The organism is Pseudomonas sp. GW822-FHT04C11, from assembly GCF_058800905.1.
Map to the genome: position 1 here is coordinate 110,031 of NZ_JBXAMS010000016.1, position 16,730 is coordinate 126,760.

15 protein-coding genes are annotated in these 16,730 nt (G+C 58.1%); 8 read left to right on the forward strand and 7 right to left on the reverse strand.

Annotated elements, in window-relative coordinates; all coding sequences use genetic code 11:
* Positions 1 to 49 precede the first annotated feature (49 nt).
* The gene (locus AC1RJ3_RS23265; RefSeq protein WP_054593904.1) at positions 50 to 1,366 is read right to left on the reverse strand and encodes a nucleotide sugar dehydrogenase; all 1,317 of its coding nucleotides are present in this window, start codon (positions 1,364 to 1,366) and stop codon (positions 50 to 52) included.
* Positions 1,367 to 2,170: 804 nt separating this feature from the next.
* Positions 2,171 to 2,950 (reverse strand): peroxide stress protein YaaA, encoded by a 780-nt coding sequence (gene yaaA / locus AC1RJ3_RS23270; RefSeq protein ID WP_054593903.1) that lies wholly within the window; start codon positions 2,948 to 2,950, stop codon positions 2,171 to 2,173.
* Positions 2,951 to 3,255: 305 nt separating this feature from the next.
* Here yaaA and AC1RJ3_RS23275 point away from each other — a divergent pair, with 305 nt between their 5' ends.
* From AC1RJ3_RS23275 to AC1RJ3_RS23300, 6 genes are all read left to right on the forward strand, one after another.
* Positions 3,256 to 4,380, forward strand: coding sequence for a polysaccharide deacetylase family protein (locus tag AC1RJ3_RS23275; protein WP_103315797.1), 1,125 nt, complete (start codon positions 3,256 to 3,258; stop codon positions 4,378 to 4,380).
* Between the two features lie 349 nt (positions 4,381 to 4,729).
* Positions 4,730 to 6,121, forward strand: a complete 1,392-nt coding sequence (locus AC1RJ3_RS23280) for a PhoH family protein (RefSeq protein ID WP_054593901.1) — start codon at positions 4,730 to 4,732, stop codon at positions 6,119 to 6,121.
* A 238-nt stretch (positions 6,122 to 6,359) separates the two neighbouring features.
* Positions 6,360 to 6,833 (forward strand): cyclic pyranopterin monophosphate synthase MoaC, encoded by a 474-nt coding sequence (gene moaC / locus AC1RJ3_RS23285; RefSeq protein WP_054593900.1) that lies wholly within the window; start codon positions 6,360 to 6,362, stop codon positions 6,831 to 6,833.
* The gene (locus AC1RJ3_RS23290) at positions 6,830 to 7,072 is read left to right on the forward strand and encodes a MoaD/ThiS family protein (protein ID WP_493080740.1); all 243 of its coding nucleotides are present in this window, start codon (positions 6,830 to 6,832) and stop codon (positions 7,070 to 7,072) included. Before moaC ends, AC1RJ3_RS23290 begins: the two co-directional genes overlap by 4 nt.
* A gap of 3 nt (positions 7,073 to 7,075) precedes the next feature.
* Entirely contained in the window at positions 7,076 to 7,528 is a 453-nt protein-coding gene (moaE, locus tag AC1RJ3_RS23295; RefSeq protein WP_103315715.1) for a molybdopterin synthase catalytic subunit MoaE, read from the forward strand.
* 310 nt (positions 7,529 to 7,838) lie between these two features.
* Positions 7,839 to 8,615 carry an ABC transporter substrate-binding protein gene (locus AC1RJ3_RS23300; RefSeq protein WP_054593897.1) on the forward strand — a complete coding sequence of 259 codons (777 nt, stop codon included), beginning with the start codon at positions 7,839 to 7,841 and terminating at the stop codon, positions 8,613 to 8,615.
* A 148-nt stretch (positions 8,616 to 8,763) separates the two neighbouring features.
* Here the strand turns inward: AC1RJ3_RS23300 and AC1RJ3_RS23305 are convergent, their stop codons facing one another.
* From AC1RJ3_RS23305 to AC1RJ3_RS23325, 5 genes are all read right to left on the reverse strand, one after another.
* Positions 8,764 to 9,387 carry a helix-turn-helix transcriptional regulator gene (locus tag AC1RJ3_RS23305; RefSeq protein WP_493080778.1) on the reverse strand — a complete coding sequence of 208 codons (624 nt, stop codon included), beginning with the start codon at positions 9,385 to 9,387 and terminating at the stop codon, positions 8,764 to 8,766.
* A gap of 92 nt (positions 9,388 to 9,479) precedes the next feature.
* Complete coding sequence (locus AC1RJ3_RS23310) at positions 9,480 to 10,607, reverse strand: NAD(P)/FAD-dependent oxidoreductase (RefSeq protein WP_493080743.1); 1,128 nt, start codon at positions 10,605 to 10,607, stop codon at positions 9,480 to 9,482.
* Positions 10,608 to 10,676: 69 nt separating this feature from the next.
* Positions 10,677 to 11,624 carry an ornithine cyclodeaminase family protein gene (locus tag AC1RJ3_RS23315; protein WP_493080745.1) on the reverse strand — a complete coding sequence of 316 codons (948 nt, stop codon included), beginning with the start codon at positions 11,622 to 11,624 and terminating at the stop codon, positions 10,677 to 10,679.
* 128 nt (positions 11,625 to 11,752) lie between these two features.
* On the reverse strand, positions 11,753 to 13,228 hold the full coding sequence (rhlB, locus tag AC1RJ3_RS23320; protein ID WP_493080747.1) for an ATP-dependent RNA helicase RhlB: 1,476 nt from the start codon (positions 13,226 to 13,228) through the stop codon (positions 11,753 to 11,755).
* A 96-nt stretch (positions 13,229 to 13,324) separates the two neighbouring features.
* A complete protein-coding gene (locus AC1RJ3_RS23325) occupies positions 13,325 to 13,981 on the reverse strand; it encodes an alpha/beta hydrolase (protein WP_054593892.1) in 657 nt (218 codons plus the stop codon).
* A 466-nt stretch (positions 13,982 to 14,447) separates the two neighbouring features.
* Here AC1RJ3_RS23325 and AC1RJ3_RS23330 point away from each other — a divergent pair, with 466 nt between their 5' ends.
* On the forward strand, positions 14,448 to 15,479 hold the full coding sequence (locus AC1RJ3_RS23330) for an amino acid ABC transporter substrate-binding protein (protein WP_019691964.1): 1,032 nt from the start codon (positions 14,448 to 14,450) through the stop codon (positions 15,477 to 15,479).
* A gap of 65 nt (positions 15,480 to 15,544) precedes the next feature.
* Positions 15,545 to 16,726, forward strand: coding sequence for an amino acid ABC transporter permease (locus tag AC1RJ3_RS23335; RefSeq protein ID WP_054593891.1), 1,182 nt, complete (start codon positions 15,545 to 15,547; stop codon positions 16,724 to 16,726).
* The last annotated feature ends 4 nt before the right edge of the window (positions 16,727 to 16,730 follow it).

The following is a 16,730-nucleotide window of genomic DNA, read 5'->3' on the forward strand; positions in this document are numbered from 1 at the left end:
ATGAGCAGTCGTAGGCGCTGGCAGAACCAGCGCCTACGGGGAACGGCGGTTACCAGCAGATACCTTCGGTGCGGCCACTGACGCTGGTGGCTTTGGACATGAAGCCGACCAGGTCGACCACTTGCTTGCCGTGCGGCGCGGTCTCGGCCAGGGCGCGGAACTTCTCGTCGCGGTTGCCGAGGATGATCACGTCGGAGTTGTCGATCACCGAGTCGAAGTCCGAGTTGAGCAAGGACGAGACGTGAGGAATCTTCGACTCGATGTAATCCTTGTTCGCACCGTGGACGCGGGCGTATTCGACGTTGCTGTCGTAGATGCTCAGGTCGTAACCCTTGCCGATCAGCATTTCCGCCAGCTCCACCAGCGGGCTTTCGCGCAGGTCATCGGTGCCGGCCTTGAAGCTCAGGCCGAGCAGGGCGACTTTGCGTTTGTCGTGGCTGGAAACGATGTCAAAGGCGTTCTGCACCTGGGATTCGTTACTGCGCATCAGCGAGTTGAGCAGCGGCGCTTCGATGTCCAGGGAGCTTGCGCGGTAGGTCAGGGCGCGCACGTCCTTCGGCAGGCACGAGCCACCAAATGCGAAGCCCGGGCGCATGTAGTACTGGGACAGGTTGAGGGTCTTGTCCTGGCAGACCACTTCCATCACTTCGCGACCATCGACACCGACCGCTTTGGCGATGTTGCCGATCTCGTTGGCGAAGGTCACTTTGGTGGCGTGCCAGACGTTGCAGGTGTACTTGATCATCTCGGCGACTTCGATGTCCTTGCGGATGATCGGCGCGTCGAGCTCTTCGTACAGCGATTGCAGAACGTCACCGCTGGCCTTGTCGAACTCACCGATGACCGTCATCGGTGGCAGGTCGTAGTCCTTGATCGCGGTGCTTTCACGCAGGAACTCAGGGTTCACGGCAACGCCGAAATCGACGCCGGCCTTTTTGCCCGAGCAGTCTTCGAGGATCGGAATCACCACGTTTTTCACGGTGCCCGGCAACACGGTGCTGCGGACCACGATGGTGTGGCGGGTGGTTTTGTCACGCAGGACAAAGCCGATCTCGCGGCACACCGATTCGATGTAGTTGAGTTCCAGATCGCCGTTCTTCTTGCTCGGTGTACCGACGCAGATCATCGACAGGTCGGTGTCACGGATGGCTTCTGCGAAGTTGGTGGTGCCGCGCAGACGACCGGTATGAATGCCCTGGGTCAGCAGCTCGCCCAGACCCGGTTCAACGATCGGAGATTTACCGGCATTGATCAGGTCGATCTTGTCTTTGGAAATGTCCACGCCAACCACGTCGTGGCCTCGTGCAGACAGGCAACCGGCACAGACTGCGCCGACGTAACCCAAACCAAATATGCTGATGCGCATCGCAATTACCTCTGTATTGATCACGCCATTAAAGGCGCGAAGTTAATAGTGTTCAGCGGTCGAAGTGCACTCGGAAGTGTGGACGGCAGGCGCCACAGTACCGTGTGCAGGCATACTCAATTCCGAGTGTCTAAATAAGTGCACTCAAGGTGTGCGAAACTTGGCCTGATAGTGAAGGCGTGCCCTGAACTGCAGCCGGCATTTCTTTTGAATACCGTGGTGCAAAAGGCTGGTGGTACTTGAAAGTTGGCATAAAGCCAGCAATATCAAGCACTCAGGTGCTCAGGTGAGCACGTTTACAGGGGGGCAGCCTTGGCCTTGTAGGGGATAGTAATGGTGCGTTATCTCCTGTTATTGCAAATAAGTGGCCTGAAAGCAAAGTTGAACATGACAACTTGGCGATAGGGCCTGCACGCTGTGTAAGTTATCTCGTACACGCTCAGAGATAATCGTTACCGGTGGTATGAGCGGTGTATTTTCAGATAGTTCATGGCGGCTTATCCCGATTTTTGAAATTTCCTGAAATATTGCAAAAGATGGCACTGCTCTCATATTGATAGCACTTGCCGTTTCGACCTTTATTAATAGGGAGTTAATTAACGTGAATAGTTTTTTGCCACTACGCTTGAAAAAAATGCGTGCCACTACTGAAAAAATTCACGCTTGTCGAGTGAAAGAAATTTCATAAATGGAATTGATGTGTTTTTGGCGCCAGAAAAATGACGAATTAGGCGGGGGAGATGTAGGGGGAAACCACGTTTCGGCGCACGCACATTGATCAATGTCGTGCGCCATCGTGATGCTTTATTCGGGGGCGTGGTCGCGCAGGAAAACCAGGTTGTCGGGTTTCGACTGTTCGGCGCTGTAGCGGTAACCCTGCACATCAAATTGCTTGAGCGCAGCCGGGTCGTTGATGCGTTCCTGGATCACGAAACGGCTCATCATCCCGCGGGCTTTCTTCGCGTAGAAGCTGATGATCTTGTACTGGCCGTTCTTCAGGTCCTTGAACTCGGTGTTGATGATCCGGGCGTTCAAGGCACTGCGTTTGACCGCCGAGAAGTACTCGTTGGAGGCGAGGTTGAGCAGCACGTCATCGCCTTGCTCGGCCAGGGCTTCGTTCAGCCATTCGCTGATTTGCGTGCCCCAGAAGGCGTACAGGTCCTTGCCGCGGGCATTGGCCAGTTTGGTGCCCATCTCCAGCCGATACGGTTGCATCAGGTCCAGCGGGCGCAGCAGGCCGTAGAGGCCCGAGAGCATGCGCAAGTGTTGCTGGGCGTAGTCGAAATCGGCTTCGCTGAAGGTCTGGGCATTCATGCCGGTGTACACGTCACCCTTGAACGCCAGCAGCGCCTGCTTGGCATTGGCTGGCGTAAACGCCGGGGTCCAGCTGCCGAAGCGTGCAGCGTTGAGGCCGCCGATCTTGTCGGAAACGTGCATCAACTCGCTGATCTGTGCCGGGCTCAGCTCGCGCAATTGCAGGATCAGCTCCTGGGAATGGTCCAGGTATTGCGGTTGAGTGAAACGCTGGGTGGCCGGCGGTGTTTCGTAATCGAGGGTCTTGGCGGGGGAAATCACCATCAGCATGAAGTCGTCTCCTTTAATCGTGCGGGGATTCTAGGGGGTTGTCCCGGTTGACTCCAGCTATGGAAGTGATAGCTGATCGGTGGTGTCGAGTCCTTTGTGGCGAGGGAGCTTGCTCCCGTTGGGCTGCGAAGCGGCCCTGAAGTTTGCAACTTCATCATGTCAGGCAAATCGTGGTCGCTGGCTTTGCGACCGCTTCGCGATCGAGCGGGAGCAAGCTCCCTCGCCACATTGGGTACGCAGGCGCAGCAGGGGGGGTCGCAAGATCAGCTATAGTGCCGCGCGGGTTTTGTTATGGAGACATCCCTTTGCGTATCGCTTTACTGTTTTGTGCCTGGTTGTTCAGCGTGAGTGCCTATGCCGCGCCCAACGACCCTGCCACGCTGGACCGCAGCACCTGGCCGGAGCAACTGGGCAGCCCGACCCTGTTCGATGTCGCTTCACGTGCGGAAATCCTCACCTTCGCCCGGGCCTTGCTCGCCAGTGAAGCGCTGGATGAAGCTGCTTTAAAGCAGCGCCTGGGGTTGCGGATGATCAACCTCGAGTCGATCAACACGCTGCGCGCGCGTATGTGGAAGCGTTTGCTTGCCAACTATAACTTTGCCCAGCAGAGCTGCGATCAGGATGCGTCCTTCTGTTTTCTGGTCGAAGACATGGACACCCTGCGCGAGCAGGCCGCCAAGTTCGAACTCGGCGAAGAGTCCTATTACGCCCGCTGGGCCGAGCCGAGCCGGCGTTTTCACGAGCGCTATCTGGACGAACAATTGCGCAAGGCCGCGCTGTTCCCGCAGACCAGCAGCGAAGTCGAACTGTTTGGCGACTACGAGCGTAACGGTGATGAACTCAACGATCGGCTGTTTGTGCTGAGTTTCGATAGCGCCGCCAACCTCGCGCCGGACAACACAGCGTGGCTGGCCGAGTACCTGCGCAAGGCGAACCTGAGCGGGACCTTTTTTGTACTGGGCAGCGATATCCAGAACCGCTTGGCACAGCATTCGGTGGCCGAGCTGCAAACGTTGTACTCAAAGCAATGCATCGGGGTGCAGGGCTGGGAATTTCGCTCCCACAGCCATTGGCAGGATTGGCAGTATTCAGTGACTCGCAGCGTCGAATTGGTGAAGAGCAAACTGCCGGAAAACTTCGTGCCGTTGTTCCGCCCGCCGAATGGCCAGCGTCGCGCCGATGCGCAGGGTTTCTTCAAGGCTCAGGGGGTGCAGGTTGCGCTGTGGGACATCGATCCTGCGGACGGCAGTCGGCAGCTCACGGCTGAGCAGAGCGCACAGCGGGTGCTGACATTGATGCTGCTGTGGCGCCACGGGGTGATCAATTTCAACGCCAAACAGGACGTGGTGAAAACGGCAATGCCCTGGCTGCTGATGCACACCGCGCAAAGCGGGATCGGCTGGGAAGATTGTCAGGAGGCTTTTCGCTGAAACGCGGAACCCAGTAAACAGTGGGGCAGGGGGAATTTCAGAAGGGATTTCGATACAGACGGACTTCCGACTTTAACGGTGCCGGCGCGGCGCGCCAAGGGCTTTTCGTCACTCTGAAAAATAAACTTCAAAAAAGCGTCAAAGTGCTTTTTTCTGTCATGGGTTTTGGAGTATTACGAAGACAGACCGCCGAAACCTGCAACACAGGTGGCGTCTTCCAAGACCCCGTGTGTGCAGTTCACTTGAGTCGTGCAGTTCATTTGAGTACGACAGGTGAATTCGGTGGCCACTTCGAGGCGCAGCACTGTCATGGTATTGCGTCGACTGGCTCCCACAAAGGTGACCGAGTATGGATGATCACGGACGTAGCCCCTCCAACCTGCCAATCCTTTATGTACTCGATACCAACGTATTGATCCACGATCCAAACGCGCTCCTGAACTTCGAAGAACACCACGTTGCCATCCCGATGACCGTCCTTGAAGAGCTGGACAAGCTCAAGAGCGGCCATCACAGCGTTGCGGCCGAATGTCGTCAGGCCATTCGGCTGATCGACAACACACTGGGCGACGCCTCTCCCGAAGACGTTGAACAGGGTGTACCGATCCAGCGCGGAAAAAGCGGGCCCAAGGGTTTGCTGTCGATTCTGATGAGCAAGCGTACCGAGCCGAACATCGTTCTGCCCGAACACTTGAACGACAACATCATCATCAACCAGTTGATCGACCTGCACGCGCGGGACAAGGAACTGCGCGTGGTGCTGGTGACCAAAGACATCAACATGCGCCTCAAGGCCCGGGCCTGCGGGATTGCGGCCGAGGACTACAGCACTGACCAGTTGGTTGACGACGTGTCGTTGCTGCCCAACGGGTATCACAACATGACGGGCTCGTTCTGGGACCGTGTGAGCAAGGTCGAAACCCGTCAGGACCATGGCCGCACCTGGCACCAGGTGCAACTGATCGACAACCTGCCGGCCGTGCATATCAACGAGTTCATCATCGACGAACAGGGATTTGTCGGCTGGATCAAGGAAATCCAGGTCGATAAGCTGCTGATCCTCGACCTGCATCAGGAACCCCTGTTGCACCAGGAAGCCTGGGGCCTGAAACCACGCGACATCTATCAGAGCCTGGCGCTGTACGCCTTGCTCGACCCGGACATTCACCTGGTCAACCTGTCGGGTGCTGCGGGTTCGGGTAAAACCATCCTGGCGCTGGCTGCGGCAATCGAGCAGACCATGGTCAGCAAGCGCTACCGGCGCATCATCGCCACCCGTAGCGTGCAGGGGCTGGACCAGGAGATCGGTTTCCTGCCGGGCACCGAAGCAGAAAAAATGGAGCCTTGGCTGGGCGCCATCACCGATAACCTCGAAGCCTTGCACATGGATGACGAAAGCACCCATGGCAGCGTCGACTACATCCTCAGCAAAGTGCCGTTGCAGTTCAAATCCCTCAACTACATCCGGGGCCGCAGCTTCCAGCAAAGCCTGATCCTGATCGACGAATGCCAGAACCTCACGCCGCACCAGATGAAAACCATCATCACTCGTGCCGGCGCCGGTTCCAAAGTGGTGTGCCTGGGCAACCTGGCGCAGATCGACACCCCTTACCTGTCCGCGACCAGCTCTGGGCTGACTTACCTGACTGAACGCTTCAAGGACTTCCCCAACGGGGTGCACATCACCCTGCAAGGGGTGCCACGTTCGATTCTGGCCGAATACGCCGAATCGCATTTGTAAATGTCCCACCAGAACCGGGCGGCCCCAAAGCCGCCCGGTTTTTTATGCCCGACGACCATCCCCTCCTGTAGGAGCAAGGCTTGCCCGCGATACCGACGACGCGGTCTGTCAGATGTAACGCGTCATCGTTCATCGCGGGCAAGCCTTGCTCCTACAGGGGCGTATCGATTCAACAATCAAACTCGCGAAAAATTGACCCACGGGTTTACAATCGGTGCTCCTGATCAGGAGTAAGGCTGTGCTGACTCATCTCGATTCCCAAGGTCGCGCCAATATGGTCGACGTCACCGAAAAAGCCGTGACGTTCCGTGAAGCCACGGCCGAAGCGCTTGTGCGTATGCTCCCTGAAACCCTGCAAATGATTGTCAGCGGTGGTCACCCCAAAGGTGACGTGTTTGCCGTGGCGCGCATTGCCGGTATTCAGGCGGCGAAGAAAACCTCCGATTTGATCCCGCTGTGCCATCCGCTGATGCTCACCAGCGTCAAGGTCGAACTGAGTGCCGAAGGCCTCGATGCGGTGCGCATCGTCGCCCGCTGCAAATTGTCCGGACAGACCGGGGTTGAAATGGAAGCACTGACCGCGGCCAGTGTCGCCGCATTGACGATCTACGATATGTGCAAGGCCGTGGACCGAGGCATGGTCATCGAAACCGTGCGCCTGCTGGAGAAGCTCGGCGGTAAGAGCGGGCACTATCAGGTGGCCGATCAATGAAGCTGACCGTGAAGTTTTTTGCCCGTTACCGCGAGGCGCTGGGTATTGATTCGTTGAGCGTCGAAGGTGATTTCGCTTCGGTCGACGATGTGCGTTTGCTGCTGGCGCAACGCGAGGGCGCCGAGGTGCTGAGCGAGCAGAACCTGATGTGCGCGCGTAATGAAGACTTGTGCCAGCTCGACGAACCGCTCGTTGATGGTGATGAAGTGGCGTTTTTCCCCACCGTTACCGGAGGCTGATCCATGGCGATTCGCGTGCAGTCCACGGCGTTCGACCCTGGCGCTGAAGTCAATGCGATGCACGCGGCGAATGTCGGCGTCGGTGCAGTGGTGAGTTTTGTCGGTTATGTCCGCGACTTCAACGACGGGCTCGATGTGGCCGGGATGTTTCTTGAGCACTACCCGGGCATGACCGAAAAGGCCCTCGGCAAGATTGTCGTCGAGGCCGAGCAACGCTGGCCGTTGCTCAAACTGGAAGTGCTACATCGCGTCGGCGCATTGGAGCCGGGCGAACCGATCGTCTTCGTCGGCGCTGCCAGCGCCCATCGCCAGGCGGCATTCGACGCCTGCGCCTTTGTCATGGACTACCTGAAAACCCGCGCACCGTTCTGGAAAAAAGAAACCACCAACGACGGCCCGCGCTGGGTGGAAGGGCGCGACAGTGATCATGCGGCGGCTGATCGCTGGAAGAAGTAGTCCCTCAGCGCTCTTGAGTACGTCATCGCGGGCAAGAACTAGGCGTCCCCCCGCTCCTACAGGTGTTGAGTCGACCGCGTATTCGCGAACGACATAAAACCGTAGGAGCAAGGCTTGCCCGCGATGAGGCCAACAGACGCGCCCAAACTCTCTCTGATTCACTGCCCGACCGAGGCGCAAAGAACTGCGCACGCCCGATTGACGGAAAATACATAAAAGTCCAGTATGGAATTATAAGTACAAAAAAGGCGTTTCCCGTTTCACTTTCTTCTGTCTTGCCAAACCAACAACAACCCGCGAGAAAACGAACATGAAGAAGCTCCCCCTGATCGGTGGCCTGGCCCTGAGCCTGTTGGCGTGCAGCAGTCTGTTTGCCGCCGAGAAAACCCTGCGCATTGGTATCGAAGCGGCCTATCCGCCGTTTGCCTCCAAGACTTCGGATGGAAAAATCACCGGTTTCGACTACGACATCGGCAACGCGTTGTGCGCCCAGATGAAGGTCAAGTGCGAGTGGGTCGAGGGCGAGTTCGATGGTTTGATTCCTTCGCTCAAGGTGAAGAAAATCGACGCTGCGCTGTCGTCCATGACCATTAACGAAGACCGTAAAAAGTCGGTGGATTTCACCCACAAGTACTACTTCACCTCATCGCGGCTGGTGATGAAAGACGGTGCGGTGGTTGATGACCAGTACGCAAGCCTCAAGGGCAAGACCATTGGTGTGCAACGGGCAACCACCACCGACCGTTACGCCACGGAAGTCTTCGAGCCCAAGGGCATCAAGGTGGCGCGCTACAGCAACAATGAAGAGATCTACATGGACCTGGCCGCCGGGCGTCTGGATGCCATTTTCGCCGATACCATTCCGCTGAGCGACTTCCTGTCGATGCCACGCGGCAAGGGCTACGCCTTTGTCGGGCCGGAGCTCAAGGATCCGAAATATGTGGGTGAGGGCGCCGGGATTGCGGTGCGCAAGGGCAACACCGAATTGGTTAGCCAACTGAACAATGCCATCGATGGGATTCGCGCCAATGGCGAATACCAGAAGATTGAAGCCAAGTACTTCAAATCGGATATCTACGGCGATTGATTGATCTGTGGCGAGGGAGCTTGCTCCCGCTGGGGCGCGAAGCGGCCCTGAACTCAGGCAGTGCGCTTTGTCAGGTACAAAGCGTTTGCCGGCTTCACGACTGCTTCGCAGCCGAGCGGGAGCAAGCTCCCTCGCCACATGGCTAATCTCAGCCTTTCAACTCTTTCAAATGCTTGTACACCGTCGCCCGTCCCATGTTCAGCACGTTGGCTACATAGTTGGAAGCGCTTTTGCCTTTGAAGGCGCCTTCGGCGTGCAACGCCAGCACCAGCTCGCGTTTGTGCTCGCGAGTCAGCATATTCAGACCCAATTGTCGCTCTCGCAGCCAGTTATGCAGGAAGGTGTTGATGCGCTCCTGCCAGTCGTCGCGAAACAGCGCGTCAGGTTGCGGGATCAATTTACTCGGTGAGAGAAACAGGTCCAGCGCCGCCTTGGCGTTTTCAAACAGCGAGATATTCAGGTTGATGCACAGCACGGCAATCGGACGCCCTTCGCTGTCGCGCAGCACGCTGCTGAGGCTGCGGATTTTTTGCCCATCCCAATTGAGCTTTTCGTACGGACCGATATTCCGCTCGCTGATTTCTTCGCTGAGCATGTCTTCCAGTGCGGCATCGTCACCGACTTCACGCTTGGACAGGTTGTTGGCGATGTAGTCGATTTTCTGCGTGCGCAGGTCGTGCAGCACCACCTCGGCGTGGGGGAAAAACAGCGTGGCAATGGCGTCGGCGATCGCCCGGTAGTTATCCAGTGCGGGATCTTGAAGAGGTGGAATCATGGGTGTTGCTCCAGGCAATCAGCGCCCTGTAGAAAAAGGGCGCTGGGAGTTTGCCGTAATCGGGGGCAGACGTCACCCCGCAGGCAGGTTCAGCCAAGGCGGGAAGGCGAGAGCATCGCGGCGCTGAGGCCAAAGCGACTGAGCTCTTCCGGCAAGGCTTCGCCACGAACCAACGCGGCACTGGCCTGGCCCATGGCGGGCGAGGTTTGAATGCCGTAACCGCCCTGCGCAGCGACCCAGAATAGCCCCGGTACATGCGGATCGAAGCCGCTGATCAGATCACCGTCGCCGACAAAACTGCGTAAACCCGCCCAGGTGCGGGTTGGTCGACGGATGGTCAGGGTGGTGGCTTCTTCGATCTGGTAAATGCCCATGGCGATGTCCAGCTCTTCGGGCTGCACGTCATGCGGCTCGACCGGGTCGGCGTTGGCCGGCGAACCGAGGAACATTCCGGCATCGGGCTTCATGTAGAACGATTCGTCGAGGCTGACCAGCATCGGCCAGTCGTGGATATCCACACCTTCGGGGCCGGCGAAGATGAAGGCTGCACGACGTTTGGGGACCAGGCCCAGAGGTTTGGCGCCGGCCATCTCACCGAGTTGGTCGGCCCAGGCGCCGGCCGCATTGATGATGATCGGTGCGCTGAAAGTCTGCCGGGCGGTTTTCACGTGCCAGAGATTGTCAGCATCGCGCGTCAGGCTCAGCACTTCGCTATCGGTGTGCACTTCGCCCAGGTTGCGGCGGATGCCGCGCAGGTAGCCTTGATGCAGGGCATCGGTGTCGATGTCCGTGGCGGTTGGGTCGTAGATCGCTCCGTGAACCTTCTCGCGACGCAGGATCGGCATGCGGGCACAAGCTTCGTCGGCGCTGAGCAGTTGCATCTGCGGCACGGTCGCCTTGGCGCTCAGGTACTGATTGTTCAACTCGTTCGGGTCGCCAGTGAAGTCGACCGTCATCTCTCCACGAGGGGTCAGCAGCGGGTGTTCGCAAAAACCGGCAGGCGGCGCATCGAAGAAGTCCCGGCTGGCCTGGGTCAGTGCGCGCACTTGCGGCGTACCGTAAGCGGCGGTGTACAAAGCGGCCGAACGCCCGGTGGAGTGATAGGCCGGGTGGGATTCGCGTTCGAGCACGATTACCCGACCGTGTCGTGACAGCCAAAAACCGCTGGAAGCACCGGCGATACCACCGCCGATGATGATGAAGTCTGCCTGGGTCATGAACGTCTCCTGATGGGCGTAAATGCCAATGGTATAGATGCCCCTGTAGGAGCAGCCAAAGGGGGGGTGTTACTTCAGCAAATGGTAAAGGGCATTGGCCAGAGCGATGTCTTCCAGACCCAGACCGATGGAACGGAAGAATACATGGCGATCATAAGCCGGACGTGGCGTCTGTTCGCTCAGCAGTTCGGCCAGGTCGCCCGCAATCGCACTTTTGTCCCAGCCATGCTGTTCACTGGCAATCAGCATTTCGCCGGCGGAGTCCGGAGTGGTCAGGCGATAGTCGCAATAGACCTGCATCTCGCTGAGTGTTGCAGGCGGCACCTCGTGGGCACGCACTGCGTTGGTACTGATGGAGGTAATCAGTGTCGGTTTGCTCAGGGTCCGTGGGTCGATGACGGGACCGGCAGAGGAGGTGCAGAGCATGATCACATCGGCGTCCTGGATCGCGGCTTCGCGGTTATCGAACACCTTCAGGCGCGAGTCGATGGCCGTCAGTTGTGCGAGCAAGTGCGGATCCCGCTTCGCCAGATTCGGTGAATAAAGATTGATGCTTTGCCATTGCCGCACGCTCCTCGCGTAATGCAGGTGAGCCTGGGCGACCGGTCCGCTGCCGATGATTGCCAGGCGCGTGGCGTTCGGCAGGGCGAGTGCATCAATGGCGACAGCAGTGGTCGCGGCGGTGCGCGCGGTGGTCAGTTCACCAGCATCGCAGAGCAGCAACGGCTGGCCGGTGTGCATCGACATCAGCAGCGTCCAGGCAGTCACCAGCGGACCGTCCTGGCGCACGATGTAGGGCGAGGTTTTCACGCCGTACACACCGTCTTCGGCCAACACCCCGAGGTAGTTGATGAAGTCACCGGCGCCTTGCGGAAACTCCACCCATTGCTGGGCCGGTTGCACGGCCTGACCCGCGGCCAGATCGCGGAACAGCTTGCGCAGGATCTTCGGCACGTCGACTTGATCAAGCAGTTCACGGGCCTGGGGTTTGGCGATCACATAAGGTGTGCTGGGCATGCGGATGCTCCGTGGATTCGCAAATAAACTAATTTGTCCATTCTGGACTTATTGTTCCGTTTGGCAATATCCAGGCGCAAAAAAAGCGCAGTCCGTTTCCGGCTGCGCTTTGTCGTTGCGACGCGAGTTTAAGGGCGTTTGCGTTCAACCGCTCGCAACAGATGAGTCGGCGGGGTTTCACAACTGATCTTGCGACCCAGCAACGCCTCGATGGACGGTAGCTGGTAGGAGTCGTCTTCACCGGCAAAGCTGATGGACACGCCCTCGGCGCCAGCACGACCGGTACGACCGATGCGGTGTACGTAATCGTCTGGCACTTCCGGCAGGGTGAAGTTGATCACGTGGCTGATACCGTCGATGTGAATCCCGCGACCGGCAACATCGGTGGCCACCAGCACGCGGATCTTGCCTTCGCGGAATCCTTCCAGGGTCTTGATGCGCTTGTGCTGCGGAACGTCACCCGACAGTTGGGCCGCGTTGACGCCGTCTCGCACCAGGCGTTCTTCGATGCGCCGCACTTCATCCTTGCGGTTGGCGAAGACCATCACCCGTTCCCAGCCGTTGTCGGTGATCAGGTTGTAGAGCAGCTTGTATTTATCGGCGCCGGCAACGGCGTAGATGTGCTGTTCGACGTTTTCGCTGGCAACGTTCTCGGATTCGATCTCAACGATGGACGGGTCGGTGGTCCATTGCTTGGCCAGGTTCATCACGTCTTCGGTGAAGGTGGCGGAGAACAGCAGGGTCTGACGTTCGCTTTTTGGTGGGGTCTGGCGAATGATCTGACGCACTTGTGGGATGAAACCCATGTCGAGCATCCGGTCGGCTTCGTCGAGCACCATCACTTCGATCATGTCCAGGTGCACGTCGCCGCGCTGGTTGAAGTCCAGCAGGCGGCCCGGGGTCGCGACGAGGATGTCGCAGTGGCGGGCTTCGAGGTGCTTGAGTTGCTTGTCGAAGTCCATGCCGCCAACGAAGGTCATGACGTTGAGACCGGTGTACTTGGTCAGGTCGGCCGCATCCTTGGCGATCTGCACCACCAGTTCACGGGTCGGTGCAATGATCAGCGCCCGTGGCTCACCCATGTAGCGCTCTTTTGGCGGCGGGGTTTGCAACAGCTGGGTGATGATCGAGATCAGGAATGCGGCGGTTTTGCCGGTGCCGGTCTGGGCGCGACCGATGGCGTCTTTGCCGGCCAGGGTAAAACCCAATACTTGCGCCTGGATCGGTGTGCAGTACGGGAAACCCAGATCCTGGATGGCGTGCATCAGTTCCGGGGCCAACTTGAAATCATGGAAACGGGTTTTGCCTTCCTGGGGTTCAACGACGAAATCTTCGAGTTTCCAGGCGACTACGGGCGGTTTCGGCGCACGTTCGCGGCGCGGTTGCGCAGGTTTTGGCGTCTCGCTGCGCGGTTTTTCCGCAACAGGCTCGGCGGCCGGTGTGTTTGCGGGCGTATGTTTCGGTGCCGCGACAGCTGCGGTCCGGCCAGGCTGATGACCGTCGGTGCGGCTGCTGGGTGTGTGGGAAGGTGCGCTGGAGCTGGGCGCGAGCTGCTCAGCCTCGCTTTTACCGAACATTTTCTTGAGTGCTTTGAGCACGGTCATCTCATCAATTGGTTAAGGAATGTACGCCGGCCAGTGTAATGCAAGAAACCGGCGCGGCGTAGTGTGTTGCTCATACAGCTACAGGAAGTTTCTGTATTAGCGCAAGCGATCCGCGAGCCAGACGCCAATATCACGAATTTCTTCGGGTAACACTTCGTGACCCATTGGGTATTCCTGCCATGTCGCGGTGACACCACGGGTCTTCAAATGCTCGTACGCACTGCGTCCCATGGAGTTCTGCACGACATCGTCGTATTGGCCATGCAGGCACAACACCGGGATCCGCTGTTGGCTGGCTGAAAGCTCCAGTTCATCGCTGAATGTCGGTGCATAGGTCGAGAGGGCCAGTACGCCACCCAGCGGTCCCTGCCATTTCAGGAAAGCGCTGTGCAGCACGACGGCGCCGCCTTGGGAAAACCCTGCAAGAAATATCCGCGAGGCGTCTATTCCGCTGGCTCGCTGCTCTTCGATCAGCGTTATGACGGTTTGGGCCGACACCTCCAGCTCTTCATGATTGATGCTCCGGGCGGGGCTCATGGCCTTGATGTCGTACCAGCTCGGCATCTCGTAACCACCGTTGATGGTCACTGCGCGGGTCGGCGCCTGGGGCAGGACGAAGCGGGTGGTCAACAGGCTTTCCTGCAGGGCTTCGGCCACCGGCAGGAAGTCATAGCGGTCGGCGCCCAGGCCGTGCAGCCATATAACGCAGGCATCGACAGGCTTGTTGGGCTGAAGAATCAAGGGCTCGGTCATGGTTGCTCCATTGTGGTGCGCGTACTCCCGGGCAGTGCGAGAAGATAGGGCGCGACTGGTTTGTTGGTTAATAAAATGTCGTGATTCTATAAGTTTTTCTATTGATCCATGGCTGAAACGCTTAAGCCACAACTATGGTACGGGCCTTGCTATGGGGAAGACGAAGTGATTGCTCTCAGCCACGGCGGTAACACTATCAGTCACTGTCGGCTGTGGGATAGCAAGAATCCGGTGATGGATGTTCGCCAGTGGCCGCTACGGGCTTCGCGAACGTAAAAGGGCTACAGCCCGTTCGGCCGATTGGTGAGAAGTGAGTTTTCCATTATGTGGATTTTCTCCTACTAGACTCATAGCTAAGGTCTTACGCCGCTTGACCCAAAGAAATGCCAACACGGGTTAACAGCGCCTCATAAGGGTGCGGCAGGACTCAAGCTCCGACACAACAAGAGCAAAACTGGAGGTTTGAATGAAGATGTTGAAATCCACCCTGGCAGTCGTGACTGCGGCCGCAGTACTCGGTGTCAGTGGGTTCGCTCAGGCGGGTGCAACCCTGGATGCGGTGCAGAAGAAAGGCTTTGTGCAATGTGGCGTGAGCGACGGTTTGCCAGGTTTTTCGGTTCCGGACTCCACCGGCAAGATCGTCGGTATCGATGCTGATTACTGCCGCGCCGTTGCCGCTGCCGTATTCGGCGACGCGACCAAGGTGAAATTCAGCCAGTTGAATGCCAAGGAGCGTTTCACCGCGCTTCAATCCGGCGAAATCGACATGCTGTCGCGTAACTCCACCATGACCAGTTCCCGTGACGCGGGCATGGGCCTGAAGTTTCCTGGCTTCATTACTTATTACGACGGCGTAGGCTTCCTGGCCAACAGCAAGCTGGGCGTGAAAAGTGCCAAGGAACTGGATGGTGCGACCATCTGTATTCAAGCCGGTACCACCACCGAGCTGAACGTGTCCGACTACTTCCGTGCCAACGGCCTGAAGTACACCCCGATTACTTTCGACACCTCCGATGAAAGCGCCAAGTCGCTGGAATCCGGTCGTTGCGACGTGCTGACCTCCGACAAGTCCCAGTTGTATGCACAGCGCAGCAAGCTGGCCTCGCCTAAAGATTATGTGGTACTGCCAGAAACCATTTCCAAAGAGCCTCTGGGGCCAGTCGTGCGTAACGGCGACGATGAGTGGCTGGCGATCGTTCGTTGGGTTGGCTACGCCATGCTCAACGCCGAAGAGGCCGGTATCACCTCGAAAAACGTCGAGGCTGAAGCCAAGTCGACCAAGAACCCGGACGTTGCCCGTCTGCTGGGCACTGACGGTGAGTACGGTAAAGATCTGAAGCTGCCGAAAGACTGGGTGGTGAAAATCGTCAAGCAGGTCGGTAACTACGGCGAAGTCTTCGAGAAAAACCTCGGCAAGAGCACTCCGCTGGAAATCGACCGTGGCCTGAATGCGCTGTGGACCAACGGCGGCATTCAATACGCACCACCAGTGCGCTGATGGTTCTATCACCCGGTGGGCCAACCACCGGGTGATGTTCTGTTCCATTATTTCTGGGGCACTTCATGCAAAATTCAATCGGCGCACCAAAGCAGAGGCTCAGCCTCAGCGATCCGCGAGTGCGTGCGTGGCTGTTTCAGATCATCACGATTGTCGCGGTGATCTCGATGGGTTGGTACCTGTTCAACAACACTCAAACCAACTTGCAACACCGGGGCATTACCTCCGGTTTCAGCTTTCTGGAGCGCAGCGCCGGGTTCGGTATCGCGCAACACCTGATTGACTACACCGAATCGGACAGCTATGCCCGGGTGTTTGTCATCGGCTTGCTCAACACCTTGCTGGTGACCTTTATCGGCGTGATCCTGGCGACGATTCTGGGGTTCATCGTTGGCGTGGCACGGCTGTCGAAGAACTGGATCATCAACAAGCTGGCAACAGTTTACGTTGAGACTTTCCGTAACATTCCGCCGCTGCTGCAAATCCTGTTCTGGTACTTTGCGGTGTTCCTGACCATGCCAGGGCCACGCAATAGCCATAACTTCGCCGACACCTTCTTTGTCAGCAGCCGCGGCCTGAACATGCCGGCCGCGCAGATGGCCAACGGGTTCTGGGCGTTTGTGATCAGCATCGTGGTGGCGATCGTCGCCATCGTGCTGATGTGCCGTTGGGCCAACAAGCGTTTTGAAGCGACCGGCGTGCCGTTCCACAAGTTCTGGGTCGGCCTGGCACTGTTTCTGCTGATTCCAGCCTTGTGCGCGCTGATCTTCGGTGTGCCACTGCATTGGGAAATGCCGAAGCTGCAAGGCTTCAACTTTGTCGGCGGCTGGGTGCTGATTCCTGAACTGCTGGCCCTGACCCTGGCCCTGACGGTGTACACCGCGGCGTTCATCGCCGAGATCGTGCGTTCCGGGATCAACTCGGTCAGCCACGGTCAGACCGAAGCGGCACGTTCGCTGGGGCTGCGCAACGGCCCAACCCTGCGCAAGGTCATCATCCCGCAAGCCCTGCGGGTGATCATTCCGCCGCTGACCAGCCAATACCTGAACCTGGCGAAGAACTCCTCGCTGGCCGCCGGTATCGGTTACCCGGAAATGGTTTCGCTGTTTGCCGGCACGGTGCTGAACCAGACCGGGCAAGCGATCGAAGTCATCGCCATCACCATGAGCGTGTACCTGGCGATCAGTATCAGCATTTCCCTGCTGATGAACTGGTACAACAAGCGCATTGCGCTGATCGAGCGGTGAGGAA